The sequence below is a fragment of the Methanospirillum sp. genome (assembly GCF_028679455.1).
Classification (GTDB): Archaea; Halobacteriota; Methanomicrobia; order Methanomicrobiales; family Methanospirillaceae; genus Methanospirillum.
Genome location: NZ_JAJRBM010000210.1, coordinates 1 through 15,648, shown reverse-complemented (window position 1 = coordinate 15,648; position 15,648 = coordinate 1). Strand labels below are relative to the sequence as shown.

9 protein-coding genes and 1 pseudogene are annotated in these 15,648 nt (G+C 42.6%); 4 read left to right on the top strand and 6 right to left on the bottom strand.

Annotation, left to right across the window (positions count from 1 at the left end):
- Both LUQ50_RS07005 and LUQ50_RS07000 read right to left on the bottom strand, forming a co-directional pair.
- Positions 1-1,331 (bottom strand): MMPL family transporter (locus tag LUQ50_RS07005; protein ID WP_300038224.1); only part of this gene is annotated, 1,331 nt, incomplete at its 3' end.
- Between the two features lie 18 nt (positions 1,332-1,349).
- Positions 1,350-2,663 carry an S-layer protein gene (locus tag LUQ50_RS07000; RefSeq protein WP_300038222.1) on the bottom strand — a complete coding sequence of 438 codons (1,314 nt, stop codon included), beginning with the start codon at positions 2,661-2,663 and terminating at the stop codon, positions 1,350-1,352.
- 983 nt (positions 2,664-3,646) lie between these two features.
- Between LUQ50_RS07000 and LUQ50_RS06995 the strand changes: the two genes are divergently transcribed.
- Positions 3,647-4,954 (top strand): Fic family protein, encoded by a 1,308-nt coding sequence (locus LUQ50_RS06995; RefSeq protein WP_300038218.1) that lies wholly within the window; start codon positions 3,647-3,649, stop codon positions 4,952-4,954.
- A 102-nt stretch (positions 4,955-5,056) separates the two neighbouring features.
- On the opposite strand, the gene LUQ50_RS06990 is transcribed toward LUQ50_RS06995, so the two are convergent.
- Positions 5,057-10,261, bottom strand: a complete 5,205-nt coding sequence (locus LUQ50_RS06990; RefSeq protein WP_300038215.1) for a PKD domain-containing protein — start codon at positions 10,259-10,261, stop codon at positions 5,057-5,059.
- 379 nt (positions 10,262-10,640) lie between these two features.
- Between LUQ50_RS06990 and LUQ50_RS06985 the strand changes: the two genes are divergently transcribed.
- Entirely contained in the window at positions 10,641-12,251 is a 1,611-nt protein-coding gene (locus tag LUQ50_RS06985; protein ID WP_300038212.1) for an IS1634 family transposase, read from the top strand.
- A 205-nt stretch (positions 12,252-12,456) separates the two neighbouring features.
- Here the strand turns inward: LUQ50_RS06985 and LUQ50_RS06980 are convergent, their stop codons facing one another.
- The 3 genes and pseudogenes from LUQ50_RS06980 to LUQ50_RS15940 form a co-directional block, all read right to left on the bottom strand.
- Positions 12,457-12,816: a hypothetical protein gene (locus LUQ50_RS06980; RefSeq protein WP_300038209.1), complete on the bottom strand. Its 360-nt coding sequence runs from the start codon at positions 12,814-12,816 to the stop codon at positions 12,457-12,459.
- Between the two features lie 408 nt (positions 12,817-13,224).
- The gene (locus LUQ50_RS06975; RefSeq protein WP_300038206.1) at positions 13,225-13,710 is read right to left on the bottom strand and encodes a transposase; all 486 of its coding nucleotides are present in this window, start codon (positions 13,708-13,710) and stop codon (positions 13,225-13,227) included.
- Between the two features lie 12 nt (positions 13,711-13,722).
- Positions 13,723-13,809, bottom strand: a pseudogene (locus tag LUQ50_RS15940) (hypothetical protein); the annotation flags it as partial.
- A gap of 310 nt (positions 13,810-14,119) precedes the next feature.
- On the opposite strand from LUQ50_RS15940, the gene LUQ50_RS06970 reads away from it, so the two are divergent.
- Together LUQ50_RS06970 and LUQ50_RS06965 are read left to right on the top strand one after the other, a co-directional pair.
- The gene (locus LUQ50_RS06970) at positions 14,120-15,337 is read left to right on the top strand and encodes an ABC transporter substrate-binding protein (RefSeq protein ID WP_300038203.1); all 1,218 of its coding nucleotides are present in this window, start codon (positions 14,120-14,122) and stop codon (positions 15,335-15,337) included.
- A 181-nt stretch (positions 15,338-15,518) separates the two neighbouring features.
- Positions 15,519-15,648, top strand: a 130-nt coding sequence (locus LUQ50_RS06965; RefSeq protein ID WP_300038226.1) for a DUF6444 domain-containing protein, incomplete at its 3' end; no start/stop codon positions are given.

The window sequence follows — 15,648 nt, the reverse complement described above, 5'->3', positions numbered from 1 at the left end:
GTCGATCCCATCGTCCTTGATACTTTATTCATTGTTACCTTTGCAGGCATATCTGAAGGGACAAATGAGTTCTCATTTGTGTTGACATTAATTTGTGAGTCAAACTGGATGCCTACGAATGCTACGAGAAGAACGACGAGGAGAACAACCACGGGATTTTTTGCCATGGTAACTGCAATATTTGAAAGTCCTTTGTCAATAAATTCTGATTGCTTAGATTTTCCCACCCCTTTTGCTTTGTAATTCAGGTATAATGCAGCAGTAGGAATTCCGATCAGCGAGGTCAGGTAACAGGTGACTACTCCGATGATGCTGATGAGCCCGAATCCTCTGATCATAGGAACAGAAGAGACAAACATTGCAAAGAAACCGATGGCTGTTGCAAGCATAGCGTACATAACCGCAGGCCCAGTCTTTACAATGGTATTTTTAACAGCAACAGAGAGGGGGTTCGATCTCGCTTCCTCCTCTAGACGCGAATGGAATTGAATAGCATAATCGATACCAAGTCCTATAAGGACAGGAAATGCCGATATTGCTGCCATGCTGATCTGAACCCCTGCTAATCCTACGATACCAAACGTCAAGAGCAGACCAACTGCTACCATCACAACCGGTAGAAACCTATGGCTTACATATGAGAAGAGGATTCCAAGTACTATCACCATCAAAACCAATGCTGCCATAATGAGAGTTATCATGGACTGACTCATGGCAGCTCCCATCTCCATACTGAAGGCGACACTTCCAGTCACTGATACGTGAACTCCCGGGGGAATATCAGTACTGGAAATGAATGATTTGACATTGGAGATTGCAGAATTCTTTTTTGAATCTGCAAGACCAGGCTGTAGTCCTATCATTACCATTGTCATCAGGTTGGACGGAACATAGCGGTTGAGAACTGCTGATGAGATTGAACTCTCTGCCTCAGTAACTTCAGCATCTGATGAAGGAAGTACTCCTCCATTTGCCTCTTTAAGAAGATCAGCTATACTTGATACCGTTGATATATACTGTAGATTTTTTAAAGGACTTTTAATAGAATCAATATATTTCAGCACTTCAGGGCTGGTAGGATCGTCACACTCGACCAGGATGATAATAGATTCTTGTGAGAATGTATCAGAAAAATGGTTTGAAATAACACTGCTTTCTGAATCCTTATCCTGGTAAGTATCGTTTCCTGTCGCCATCGATATTGACATCATACCAAATATCGAGATGGCCATTAGAAAGAGGGAGACTTTCAGAACAAGACTAGTCCTGTTCACTATCAGATCAGCGGTACTGGAAAAGAACGATGAAATGGAAGGAAAAAATGATGACATACATTTCTCCCTACAGAATCAGACCGGATTTCCAGAACGCCGCTTTGAATACAGGTAATATCCTCCACCGAGAATGAGCAGCACGACTATTACTCCTGGTAATGGTCCCATTCCCTGAGCAGATTCTACAATGATCGGAACTTTAACTGTATCTGATATCTGGCTGTTATCAAGGGCGTCACGATATCTAACTTCAGAATCGAGCCCATATGTCTTAACTGTGGCATCTGATGCAGCACTGACCTCAAACTTTGCGACTCCCGATTCTCCGGGTTTTAGATCCCCTAGGTATGCCAGGTCGTCATTACTGGTAAATGGATCTACTGCACTAATTCTTGCTTCTGCGCTGTATGCTGTTGCTGATCCGTCATTTTTGTACCGTACCTCAATTACCTTTTTCTGACCAACATTGATTGTTGCTGGATCACTTACAACACTAAAACTGACTTTTGATCCGACCTGAACACCAAAATCTTTCACTTGTGTTGAAAGGTTCTCTCCATCACTATTCTTGTAATCTACCCTGACACTGAGTGGATAACTTTGTTCTTCTGCATCCTTTGAGATAGATACCTTAAATTTGGCAGTTAATTCAGTTTCTGGATCAAGTTTTCCGATATAGATCGTACTGTCAACAGGAACAACTGGAGAGTTATCTTTTCGTATCAGTTTTGCAATAGCATTAAACCCTGAATCACTTCCAGAATTCTTGAGGTTGAGTGTAACATATCCGGATCCTCCAGCATTAAGTGATTCTGTCTGAACACCGGTGATATCAAGTGTGATTGATGGTTTTACCGTGAATGGTATGTTTAGATAGATATCCTTCTTGTTATACCTATATGAAATACTATCAGTTCCCTGCTGATCAGCCTCTGCCAGGTAGGTGTATGAGAGAGTTGCCGGAAGTTCATATGTTCCTGCCTTGGCATCATCTTTTACAAGGACAGTGAATGATACTGGGATACTACCCGAAGCTGCAACATCCCCGATCATTTGGGGATCTGATTTTATGACAACCGGGGCATCACCTGCATCTAGTGATACTGTTACCATCTTTGCGGTACTAGGAATATCATCCCTGTCAACAATTCCGGATTGTACCATTTTCATCGTGTTAAATCCGGTATTTTGAACTTTTAGTGCTACTGTTTCGGTATTTCCCGCAGTGAACTCATTACTTCCTGAAATAGAGACAGAAAGGTTTGGAGAGCCGGTCTGGTATTTTGTTCCTGCTGATACAGGAGAGATGATGATGGAACAAATAGCCAGACCCACCATCAGGAGAAGGGAAATTTGGTAAATTTGAGGAAACTGTAGTTTTCGTTTCAAATTCCTCTGGTTATTATTACCTAATTTAGTATTACTATCAATAAATTTGAAATGCATTTTTTTGATCCTTTGTTTCCGATAAAAAATATAATTGGGTACCGTGTTTACTTTCCTTCAAAGAGAACATACAAGAAGAATCTAAATGAGATCATATCTCCTGATTCTTGGAAATGTAAAAGGCATCAGTAGAATCATAACATTTTTGATTGTAGTCAGATGATTCATCGCTGAATTCCTTGCATTTATTTCTGTTATCTGGATCAAACACACAGAATCTATAACCTGGATTTAGTCTCATTATACCTTGTTGTTAAATTTTTTACAACATTACTTTTACGAGATTGAGTTTATAGTTTTCTGCATAAAAGAATTGAATATAGTACCTTTAGGTTGGATATATCCAACGGAATTCATCACATTTATGTTTGATATTTCTCAAAGAAAACTTAAATTTTGGTTATTGATGATACCCACTCACCGTGTCGAATTGCCCTAAATTGTTACATTTTGGGCAAGGAAATCGTGAGCCTTTAGGAAAGTCAACCAAATGTCTAATTTGCGTTCTCCTTCTGCAAAATTTATTGAAGAGATATACCAAGGGACCGCCAGTACTTGTCGTCTCTTAATTTTTGTAATCCTTTCCCAGAGGAATTAGTCTCAAATTTAAGTGGCGAGGGGCACTAGCTGCATTTTTTACACTTGCACTGGGTGCACACCCCTTTAGAAAATCAGATCAATTCGTATCACATGTTCCAGTTGTTCCTCATCTTGTAGAGACCCACCTAATTTTCATCAGGTCTCAATTATCCTGAAACATTGATCAGAAGTCCCGTTTTTAAAAACATTATGAGATTTTTCTGCATATCAAAACATACCAATTTAGTTAAAATTAGTATAAGGGCATATGGGTGTGAATGAATACTAAAATATACTAATTTGTGATAAATTAGTATAAAGAAAAATAGAGGTTTGTGAGTATACCAATGAACAAGTTACCAGAAAAACCACCAGACATTATTCAACAGCCATTGATCAATTCGGTTGTTGAACACTATTTTGAGAACTCCGAATTTAAAAATTCTGTTGATTCTTATAATGAGCGGTATCTGAATTGGGACGAACTGACGTATCGGGTTGGTGATGAGGAGGAAAGGCTACGAATATGGGCTGCAATGAAAATATTTCGCTCTCAAAAGATGGAAAATACGCCATACTCCCCACTTAAAATGGAATATTGTATCACCCCTCCGGTTCAAAAGAGCCTTCACCTGTTTGATAGATATCTTTCAGGAACCATACAAATTCAAAATAAGTCACTTCGTTTAGATAAACGGTATATCATCTCATCGCTGATCGAGGAGGCAATATCCTCTTCTATATTAGAGGGAGCAGTAACGACACGCAAAGAAGCCCGGGAGATGATTGAGCAGAGAAAAAAGCCAAAGAACCATGGGGAGCAGATGGTTCTCAATAATTTCGAAACCCTACAGTTTATAATTCAAAAACAAAGCGAAAGTCTCACTCCAGATCTACTACTTGAAATTCAACGGGTGGTTACGAAGGATACTATTGATCCTGAGGATGTAGACCATTTCAGGAAAAGAAACGGTGTGCGGGTTGTTGATACATCTACCGGTACTGTACTTCACACTCCCCCCAATTATCAAGAAATTGAAGAATATATCCTGAATTTATGTAAATTTGCAAATACTGATGATGATGAAAAATTTATCCACCCCATTATTAAGGCAATCATTATTCATTTCCTAATTAGGTATATCCATCCGTTTAATGATGGTAATGGCAGAACGGCCAGGAGTTTATTTTATTGGTATTGTCTTTCTCGAGGATATTGGTTAATGGAATACCTCTCGATTTCAAAAAACATATTGAAATCCCGAGGAAAGTATGCGAAAGCATATCTCTATACAGAATATGATGGATTTGATCTAACCTATTTTATTCGGTATCAAATTGATTGTATGGATGACGCGTTGAGCGATTTAATATCATATATTGAAGGAAAACAAGAGCAGCAGAAGAAAGCTAGTGAAATGATAAGAACAAACCCAAATATTAGTCCAAGACAGGCAGAAATCCTATCCGAAATGATGGAATCCCCAAACCAGTTATTTACGATTTTTCAAATATCTGATCGTTTCAATGTGGTATATCAGACGGCAAGAACGGATCTTATGCATTTGAATGATCTGGGATACATTGTAAAAGAAAAACGAGGAAAGGGATTATTTTTTTATGTTAAGGAGGTCCCCAAATCCCTATCGTGTTGATTTACTTTCTCGTTGTGATCTCCTGAAGTTCCTGATCTCTTATATCACGTAACAGCGGACAACAAAAGATCGGGAAGTGCAGATACTCCTCCCGGTGCTTCCCTATTCTTTCCAGAGTTTAATGGTCGGGATGATCCTGACCTCTCCTGCAGGGACTTCGGTGGTTGTAGACCAGTTCTGATACCCGTCAAGGTGGACGAGAAGCGTATGACTGCCTCTCTTTGCCACGAGTTCATCCACCGGAGTTGTCCCTTTCAGCACCCCGTCAAGATAGAGATCAGCCCCTGACGGGTCGGACTGGACCTTGAGCATGCCAGCCTGTCCACGGGATGGACTTCCATCAACAGTGATATACGCCGGTTTTCTAACCACACCGCTTCCGGGGTCTCCACTGGTCTGAAGGGTAACCGTGTACCTCCCAACACCTGAATAGGTGTGAACCGGGTTCTGTTCTGTTGACCCTGCACCATCCCCGAAGTTCCAGGTCCACGAGGTTGGGGATCCCGATGAGGTATCAGTGAATGCAACCTCCAATGGAGGGGTTCCTGATACCGGGGTTGCCACAAAGTCTGTTACCACCGGCTGGGGTGATGTTACCGTGATGTAATCATCATAATCCGCAACACCCCAGAAATCAACCACATCGGTCTTGTTATCGTATGTATTGTAGATAACCACATGGAGCAGGAGTTTAACGTCATATGTGCCGGCCTGGGTGTAGGTGTACACCGGATTCCAGACATCCTGTGCATCCCATTCGCCATCCCCATTCAGATCCCACCAGTAATGCACATCGACATCGACCTGCACATCACTACTTTCAGCCCGCAATGATGATACCGTGTCATTTACCATGGTATCAAAGAACTGGACCGAAAGAGGCACTGCTCCGGATCTGAGATCTGAAGTAAAACTGCCCTCACGGTCATTTTGCTGATTAAGATAGGCATATTTCAGGGAATTGCTCCCCTCATGCCGGTACGCAATCTGTGGATACCCTTCCTGGCTGTAGGCAAGAGAGTTGGCTGTTCCTGCCCCGTTTGAGTCAACTACGGCGGTGTGCCACCCGCTGGTGTCCTTCCACGCAAACCGGAGCTGACGTGCCGTTGCATCATAATAGGTAATACCCGGCCCCGGGACTGCTCCGCTCTTCGGCCCGAACGCAAGCGTACAATTCAATCCGGTGTCATTAACTGACGTGTCGACTTGTTCAACCGAACCCCATATTCCGGACACCGGTTTTTCCATGTATTTGAGGGTTTTTCCCTTCAGGTCGTACCAGGAAACTCCCAGAATGTCCCTCTCTGCATCGTAGGCAGCACTGACCTGCCCGGCTGAAACACCTGTCTGTATGGGTTCAATCGTCCATTTTGTCTGGTCGTTCTTGTCAGGAGTATATGCCAGCCGGATCTCCTGGCTCGGGCTGTTATAATAGACCAGTGTGGGTATCTGTTCACTGCCGGTATAGAAGAGTGAGAAGAACCAGTCCACTGAGTTGAACGTCTTCTCATCTCCTTTATCCCCGATTCCGACTACAGCCCAGTCCCCTTTACCTTTCCAGTCCCCTGCATCCTTATAGAGATACAACGGCTGTTTCCGGGTTCCTGATGGAACACCAACGCCGGGTTTCCCTTTTGTACTCATGGCGAGAGAGGGAGTCCAGGGGAACGGATTGCCGATCATATTATCATTCCAGGAACCGCCATTTTTCCAGGAGAGGTGAAGTTGCTGGGGATAATTATCCCCCAGATTCAGGTATGCGATAAGCGGGGTGTCGTTGTTCTTGTCAAGGGCGATTGATGAACGCCCCCACTCAGGCTGGACAACAACGTATTTTTTATAGGTCAAATCTGCAACCGATTCATCCGCGAGGATCTGCATCTGACCCTGATTGAGACCTATCTTTTGAAACCGTATGCTTCCCTTGGTTTTACCAGTCTGCCATGGCATTGCCGTATCAGCCCTGAAGTATGAGAGATACGCGGTGTTGTTTCCACCGATGACAAGCGAGGGATATCCGTCGTATTTTCCGGTATTATTGCCACTGAGGTTGATGATCGAGAATTTTCCCGGAAGCGTACCTGAAGATATGACCGAGACCGTCTGGGTACCTGAGCTCGTTTTCAGACCGGTATCAGTGACGGTCAGATTGACCTGATAGGTACCTACGTTCGTATAGGTATGGACCGGGTTCTGTTCTGCAAATGAGTTGCCATCCCCAAACGTCCATGCCCAGTCAGTAATCGATCCGTTTGAGGTATCTTTGAACGTGACCACAAGCGGGGGATTTCCGCTTGACGGGGTGGCAGTAAAGGATGCCTTGACCGGGAGAGGCAGCCCGGCAGGCCAGAATCCGAACTCATGAGCAGCAACGTTTTTGATGACTTTTCCATCGCTGAACGTGATGTCCATCTTCGAACTGGTCGGGTTGAACCCGACATAAGTCCGGGAACTGTTTTTGACAAAGGTCATGTAGTACGGGGTGTTGGTTGCATACGCATAGAGGGGTTCAGGTGTTCCGTAATCCTGCAGGAACCTGATGAAATGATATGCTTCTGCTGCCCCTTTCTCGGTCCTGCTGAATAAATCGATGGGCTTGGTTCCATACTGAGATGGCTCACCTGCCGTATCAGGATTCAGATAATAGAGGAATTTATTAAGTGCTTCTTCGGGATGAACAAGGGCATACCAGCAGGCCAGTTCACCGTAATAACTCACCTCTGCAGACCACGGATTACCCGTTTTGTTAGCTCCGTTCCAGGGTTCATTCCATTGTTTTCCGTTTGGGTTCAGGGGATCCATGTCCCATTTCTTCATATATGCAAAGAATTTTATGATATATGAGTCAATCCATGCCGAGTTCATTGCATTATAGAATGAACCACCGGTCATGGGGAGGACCGTGATTGCTGATACGGCTACCGGGCCGGATCCAAAGAAGGTGGACTGTTTTACCTTTGAATCCCAGATCTGGGGAATGTAGTCTTTTGAGACCCAGAGCGGATCGAAATCAGTTCCTTTTATCATATTCCATAGATTCTGATAGTTTCCAAAGGAGTCACGCCAGAACGTGTAGTATGAGTATACCGCCTGGGTATAATGAGCAATACCGAGAGATTCAATATCTGATTGTCCTGATGCAGATCCCCAGAGAATTACCGAGTACCAAAATTGCATCTCCTCAGATATCGATTCATCATTGTTACCGTCGTAATAGGGGTATGTCATCCCTCCGGCCTCACAATGGCCGGTATAGGCATCCCAGAGTCTCATCTTCGGGAATGAGAACCTGGCTTTTGACTGAATGGGGGGATCATAGGCAACATCAAAGACCATCTGATTGATGACATCTTTGTGCATTTCCATCCAGGTTGCATTATTGAGCGCTACCTCGGCTGCTGCACCGATGAAATACCCGTAGGTGTAATGATGATCGTTCAGTTTGGTAACGGTTCCATATCCATCCCACTGCAGGTACCGTTCATCGTTCGGTGGCCAGAGTGGCAGAACACCGGCAGGATACAGGAGTATCGATGATGCATTCGGATCATAATACGAGTAGTACGGAGCCTGCCCGTCTTTGACTTTGGTGATAAGTTCCGGTTTATCTGCAAAGAACAGCGAGATACTCTTCTCAACAGAGGAGGCAGCATCTTTTGATATAGCAGGTTCTACTCCCTGTGCGGTGCGGAACGTATTGGCTGCACGCCACAAAACCTGAACTGCATTGTAGGTATCAATCCCTTTGTCAAGATTCATCAACGTATACTTGTAATCCGCTTTATCTCCCAGTGCATTCTCCGACTCCCAGATCTTGAGATATTTTGAGAGATTCGCCTGTCCTTCAGGATCCTGGGAAGGAAGAGCCGGGATATATGGCAGTACTCCCGGGTACCGGTATGTACAGGTGAAGGTCGGACCTTTCAGGAAGTGTATCTCTCCAAGAACTGAGTCCATGACCAGAGGGGTCCCGGATCCGGTTTTCACCCAGTCAGCGTTGGATGTGAGAACAGAGTCACCTCCAAAGAACTTTCCATAATGAAGGGGAAGCAGCCCCTGGACCGGAGTTCCTCCTGTCTTCAGGAGATCATTGGTATTGAGGGTATATGTGGCGGTTACGACAGATTTTGCACGGTCATACCCGTAACTGACCGTGGAGCCGGTCGGGTACTGGAATGCTGCAGCAGCCAGTGTCTGCAGGGTGGTGGTATCAATGACATCAGGAGATGGAACCGAGGTCATGGTGAGATAATTCGATCCGGTTTGGGTTGAAAAGGTGAATGATGCAGCGGTTTGATACCATTTCAGGCCTTTGGAAACGGTGATGGGATCAAGGGCCGTTTCAATATAACTGGCAGATCCTGTGGGATAAAAGATGATGTATGTCTGATTACTCTCCGTGATCTCGGGGCCAGACCCGGTATCTGCAGGTTCGACACCATAACTCTTCATCGGTTTGGTGAACATGACGTAGGAGATATTGATATTGTTGACCAAAACCGTCCCCTGAGAGCCTGGTGCCCCCAGACCACTCCAGATTGTCAGATTTAAGGATGGGATCTTTTCTGCAGTCAGATGAAGAAATGGTGAACCCCGTACCACATCAAGGGAGAGTTTTGCATCTGTAGATATTGCTGCTGGCCGATTGGGATCATCTGAAGATGCTACTACAAACCCGGCGTCATAATCTCCCATCCGGCTAATCCTGATATGAGAGGCATTGAATCCGGGGTCAAGATGAATCGCAGGAGCAGTATAGGTCCCGTACAATGCATACATATTCCTCTTTGTATCATGTGACTCAGACCCCTGGGGATTATACAGTTGAGTATCATACCGGGAGTATATCGGCATGGGTCTGACAAATAATCCCTGTAACACTTCTTTCGATCCATCATTGGCCGGATCGATGCGATTCAGGTAATCCGCATTAAAATTTATCTGCTCTTCCTCGGGTGTAGTTTTACAGTAGTATAAACTCCAGGGAAGCGGGTATACCGGGAGTTGATATAACGGATGTTTTACCCCGCTGTTAATATCATCACTCCCCCGGTAGAACATGGTCTGACTGTCTGCCCAGAGTACTGGTGAGAGCCATGAGTTGGTCTTGTATGGTGCCTTGAGATCAGCAGTTGTTGAGTTATGAAACACTGCAGTACCCACTGCCGCCGGGCTTGATCCAGGGTTTGCCGCATTTCCTGGATATTGTCGCTCGGTCTGAATTTTTACTGCCCCGCTTATCGAGCAGATCATCATGAAGAGAATTAAAAGCGCTATCGCTCTGATTATGCATCTCTGTATTGTCATACCTATCGCCACCTATCTCCAAACCCCACCGGCAGAGAGATCTATGCGAAACTCTGTTGACTTTATTTTTAATAGTTTCTGAAAAATAAAACTTGCTGAATATTTATATTTTCAGATTTTTTTAATTTTAACTCACCATATGAGGAGGAAAGAAAATTCTTTTTGGGTATCCCCACCTCCCTCCTCTTATACAAAGAGAGATCCGGGGCCATTTCCTGCGCTATCGGAGATGAAGTGGATCTTAAAACCTCTATTCCCGCGAACACATAACGATATTCTTTTAATTTGCAATTAAATCTTCCAACAGTTTGTTAAAACTAAACCGACATCTTTATCATCGTTATGGGTTAGATTATATGCATAACGAGGAACAATAATCATGGTGGCAATAGTATATCAAACAGACAAACGTTCAGGTATCACTTATGCCTATGAATCCATATCTCACTGGGATAAGGAAAAGAAGCAATCTCGTGCCAGGCGGACCCTGATTGGACGAGTAGATAAGGTTACTGGAGAGATAGTCCCGACTGATGGAAGAAACCGAAAGACGGGAACAGAAAAATTACCTGCTAAACGCGGGCCAAAATCTTCTTTGGTAGCCCATAGATCCTTTTTTGGGGCCACATATCTGTTGGATGCTCTTGGTGAGAACCTTGGTATTACGAAGGATCTGAAACAGTGTTTCCCTGATACATATCTACAAATCTTGTCTATTGCATACTATCTGATCCTCGAAGAAACCTCCCCTCTATACCGTTTCGAAAAATGGGCGGCTCTTCATAGACATCCATACGGAAAAATTATCACCTCTCAGCGAGCAAGTGACTTATTTTCGAGTATAACCGAAGAAGACAAACAAAAATTCTTCTCTCTGCAGGGAAAGAGAAGGTGTGAAAATGAGTTCTGGGCTTACGATACAACTACTCTGTCCAGTTACTCAGAAACGTTAAAACAAGTACAATATGGCTTCAACAAAGAACATGACCGATTACCTCAATTGAATCTCACTTTGGTTTTCGGGGAGAAATCAAACCTCCCTTTCTACTACAGAAAACTTGCTGGAAACATTCCTGATTCAAAAACAGTTCGCCGTTTGCTGGAAGAACTGGATGAACTCGGTTATTCTAAGTTAAAATTGGTCATGGATCGCGGATTCTACAGTGAAGATAATATCAACGACTTGTATAGAGATCATGTAAAATTTCTCATCTCTGTCAGAATGTCTCTTGCTTTCATCCGAAAAGAATTAGATCCCATATACGATTCTCTCCAGGATTTCAAAAATTACAACGATAAATACGAGTTGTATTGCACAACGGTTAGATCTATGTGGCATTATTCACAGGAACGCCCATATAAAGGAGAAACTATCCAAGAAGAACGCCGTCTATATATCCATTATTATTACAACATCGAGAAAGCAGCTGAAGATAAAATGGCTTTTGACCGAAGATTGAATGCATTGAAGCAGGAACTGGAAACCGATAATCGTGTCCCTGATCATGAAAAACTTTATCTGAAGTACTTCACCTGCAAAGCGACACCTAAGCGGGGTACGAAAGTAACAGTGAAGGAAGATGTGATTAATGAAGCGAAGCGATACTTTGGGTATTTTTCTCTTATCACCAATGAAACTATGGATGCTGTTACTGCTCTTGAGCTCTACCGCAACAAAGATGTGGTAGAAAAGGCATTCGGAAATCTCAAAGAACGACTTAATATGCGTAGGGCTTTGGTTTCATCTGAAAAAAGTCTTGATGGGAAGTTGTTTGTTCAGTTTGTAGCATTGATCTATCTGTCATATATCAAAAAACAAATGCAGATCACCGACCTTATTAAGAAATACACCCTGCCATCCCTTTTAGATAAACTAGACGTCATTGAATGCTTTGAACAACCGGGCAGAACCATCAGGGTTGGGGAAATTCTTGATGAGCAAAAACGGTTATATCACGAGCTGGGGGTAACTCCACCTAACTCGTTATGAGAGGCCGGGAATATAGGTTAAAATGCATGGTCAATGGGGGGGTATAGGAGAGTGTATTCTGATCAATGCGATCAAGGTAATCAATTATAATACCGGCACCTGTACCTGGTGTGATACCGTTGATCCCGTTCCTATTCCTGCTACCCGGTGAACAGAGCGATCTTCCCGGAGAATGAATCGTAATATCGGAATTACTTGGGGATTCTTACTTTGGTTTCGGATTTCCCATATCGCCGGTAAGATTTAATTCAGCAAGTGGACCTTCAGAGAGTATAATATTCTTAAAATCATATCCAGGCACATCTTTTTCACCTGTACTATTGAAGATTGCAGTTGTCAGGTTTTCATCTCCGATATGTAATATGTGAAATCCGTCACCTTTCTCTACATAAACATTTATTGGCATATTTATGTTAATAACAACCGGGGTATCATTTGGAAGGTCCATTGAAGAATTAATTAAATAACTTAAATTATTATTCAGATCCGGAGGTTGTGCCCCACATACAACTCCGGTTCCAATAAAGAGAACAACCAGACAGAATAGAAGAGAAACTCCTTTCATCTTCGTAACTATGTATAGATCGGTATTAGTAGTTGTTGATAAACCTGTAGATTAGATACCTCACACCAGTTGGGATATCACTCATGAATACGTTAAAGGTCTCTTAACCAACCTATCTAAATCCCAAACTATGCTCTCAATTAGGGAATAAATTCAGGTTCATCTTCTTCTCAAGCTCCCGGTCCTTCTTCGGGACCTCGGTGATCTGGTCAAACCCTTCGTAAGAAATCCTCATCACTTTTCGAAAATATCAAGAGAATATCATTGGGCGAATATTCTGCCGTTATCCCAGCCTTTTTAATAATTAGCATTAACTTGCTATAGAGGATAGCGATTAACCCCAGATTGCGATCTTTTTCATGTAGGTATTTTTTAAGAAAAATGACGAAATTTTCGTCTATTTAATAGTTATCCCGTTATCGGAAGATAGCTATCGCTATTCTCAAATGTAATTGAAGCGAAGGGAAAGTGTTCATATATTCCTCTGATAAAAGCAGGTGACATATCACAGCAGAAGTTCTTGATCCTCTCATGTGAACTATTGTGGTTTTCTACCGAATCTGCAAATGATTTGAGAGTTAAGGCATCCTTCCCTGTGTAGATATGAACTATTCGACCGGTATCGATATCTGCAAAAACGGTTAGGTATTCATGCCCCTTTCGTCTTGATGTTTCATCCATATCTATAGCAGATATTCCTGAAAAATCAACTTCTTTCAATGCTTTTGAAACATAATGAGAGACAACTCGCCAAATCCTTTTATCGGTTATCTTCAGTTTTTCAGAGATCTGTGCTATTTGCATGGTTTGAGCAAAGAAGACAATTAATGCCTCCATTAGCATTGTGAACCCACTTCCTTCTCTTGCCCAAGGAACCTTAACCTGCTTCACCACGCATTTTGGGCAGGAAATCCGAGGAATTCGACTATGTATATATGTCTGATGCTCTAAAAAATTCAAATACCTCCAAGATTTTTTCGATGTATCATGAATTTCGCAATCTAACGGATTATATTCCGGACATTGGAATCGTGACCCTTTAGGAAAGTCGACCTAGATTTCTAATTTTCGCTCACCCTCTTTAAATTTAAGGGAGGATATTGTCCAAGGGGTAGTTAAGTGAAGAGCGGTACGAAAGAGTTCCTCAGCGAGAACCATTAGTCAGTATTGTATCTAAAGATACTTTTCCCACAAGAAACGTCGATGAGCCTTTTTTTTCTGGTTGTAAGGTAGTATTTATTGAGGTCAAGCCACAGAAACTCAAATAATAACCCTTAACGGACAAGCACATAAAAGATATATTATGAATCTATTCCGTTCATTCTTCATTTGTATCTGTTTATTTCTTCTCTGTAGCGTTGTTTTTGCTGAAAACCAAACCCAGACGATTGTCATAGGAGGTCTTCTTCCCCTTTCTGGGAATGGTTCAGCTCAAGGGCCTTCATATAAAGCTGCTATGGAAATGGCAGCCGAAGACCTGAATACAAAGTATACAACTCTCGGATTACCATACCAGGTTCGTCTTCGTATCGTTGATACTGAAACAGATCCAGCGATCGCGAAAGAATTAGGAACAGAGATGATTCAGGATGGCATTCATTTCATTGTCGGTCCGTTAAGTTCAGAAGAGATGAATGCGCTTGAAGGGACAGCAAAGGAATCAGGAACAATACTTATTGGATTTGGAAGCACAACACCTGGACTCTGTAGTCAAAATAATACAATTATCAGACTTTGCCCGGATGACACAATTCAGGCCCAGGGATTACAGGCACTCTTTAAGAAAGAGAACTATTCTACGATCATCCCGGTAGTGCGAAATGATGTGTACGGTCAGAAACTCTATGAACTCATGAATAACCTCTCAAATCATGGAAATTTAACCCTGACCGATCCAATCATGTATGAACCCGGAACTGGTTCCTTCGATCCTACAATAGATAAAGTCGCTCAATCGATTCAATCCAGAGATAGGAGTTCCGGATTAGCAGTGATGATCATCGGATTTGATGAGACCACAGATATTCTGAATGCTGCGTCAAAGAATAGTAAGCTCAGTTCTGTCTCATGGGTTGGAACAGATGGGATTGCGTTATCTGATTCAATTCTAAAAAACAACACTGTTGCTGGTTTTGCTGCAAAGACTAATTTTACTGCAACAATATACGGCGAAATGGAGAACGAGCCTAAGTTTATGAAATTTGCAAAACGACTTCAAACTGCCACCGGACTGAAAGCTACCCCATATGCTGTTGTTATAAATGATGCAGTCCAGCTCGCTGCATTGACTGAAATAATGAGTCAGGGAATACCAAATAAACGACCCATATTTGTTGACAATGCATGCCACTTTTATGGAATATCAGGCTACACATCTGTTACTGATCAGGGAGATCGAAAATATGCCAATATCGATTTCTGGACAGTAAAAGATAATAATGGCAAATATTCATGGACAAAAATTGGTCGCTATGTAAATCAGATGGCTGGACCGATTGTAGAAATGAAGACTAAAACGTAACTATTCAGCCCCTCCCAGCGCTCCCAATTGATTTATCGTAATTTCTTCTAAAAAATCGCTTATTTACCTTAACAACCAGAGAAATACCGAAAGATCTTAGTATAATGAGAGTAAACGTTCTTTTACCGCAATGGAAATACCTGAAGAGATATAATCCAAATTTACAGAATGTCCTCCGGAAATCGTTGCATATATTTACTATTTGCATGAAAAAATCGATAAATTAGAAGCCAGAGTAACGGAACTCGAATCCCGGCTAAATCTCAACAGCACCAATAGCGGCAAACCTCCTTCGTCAGATGGTTACGCTC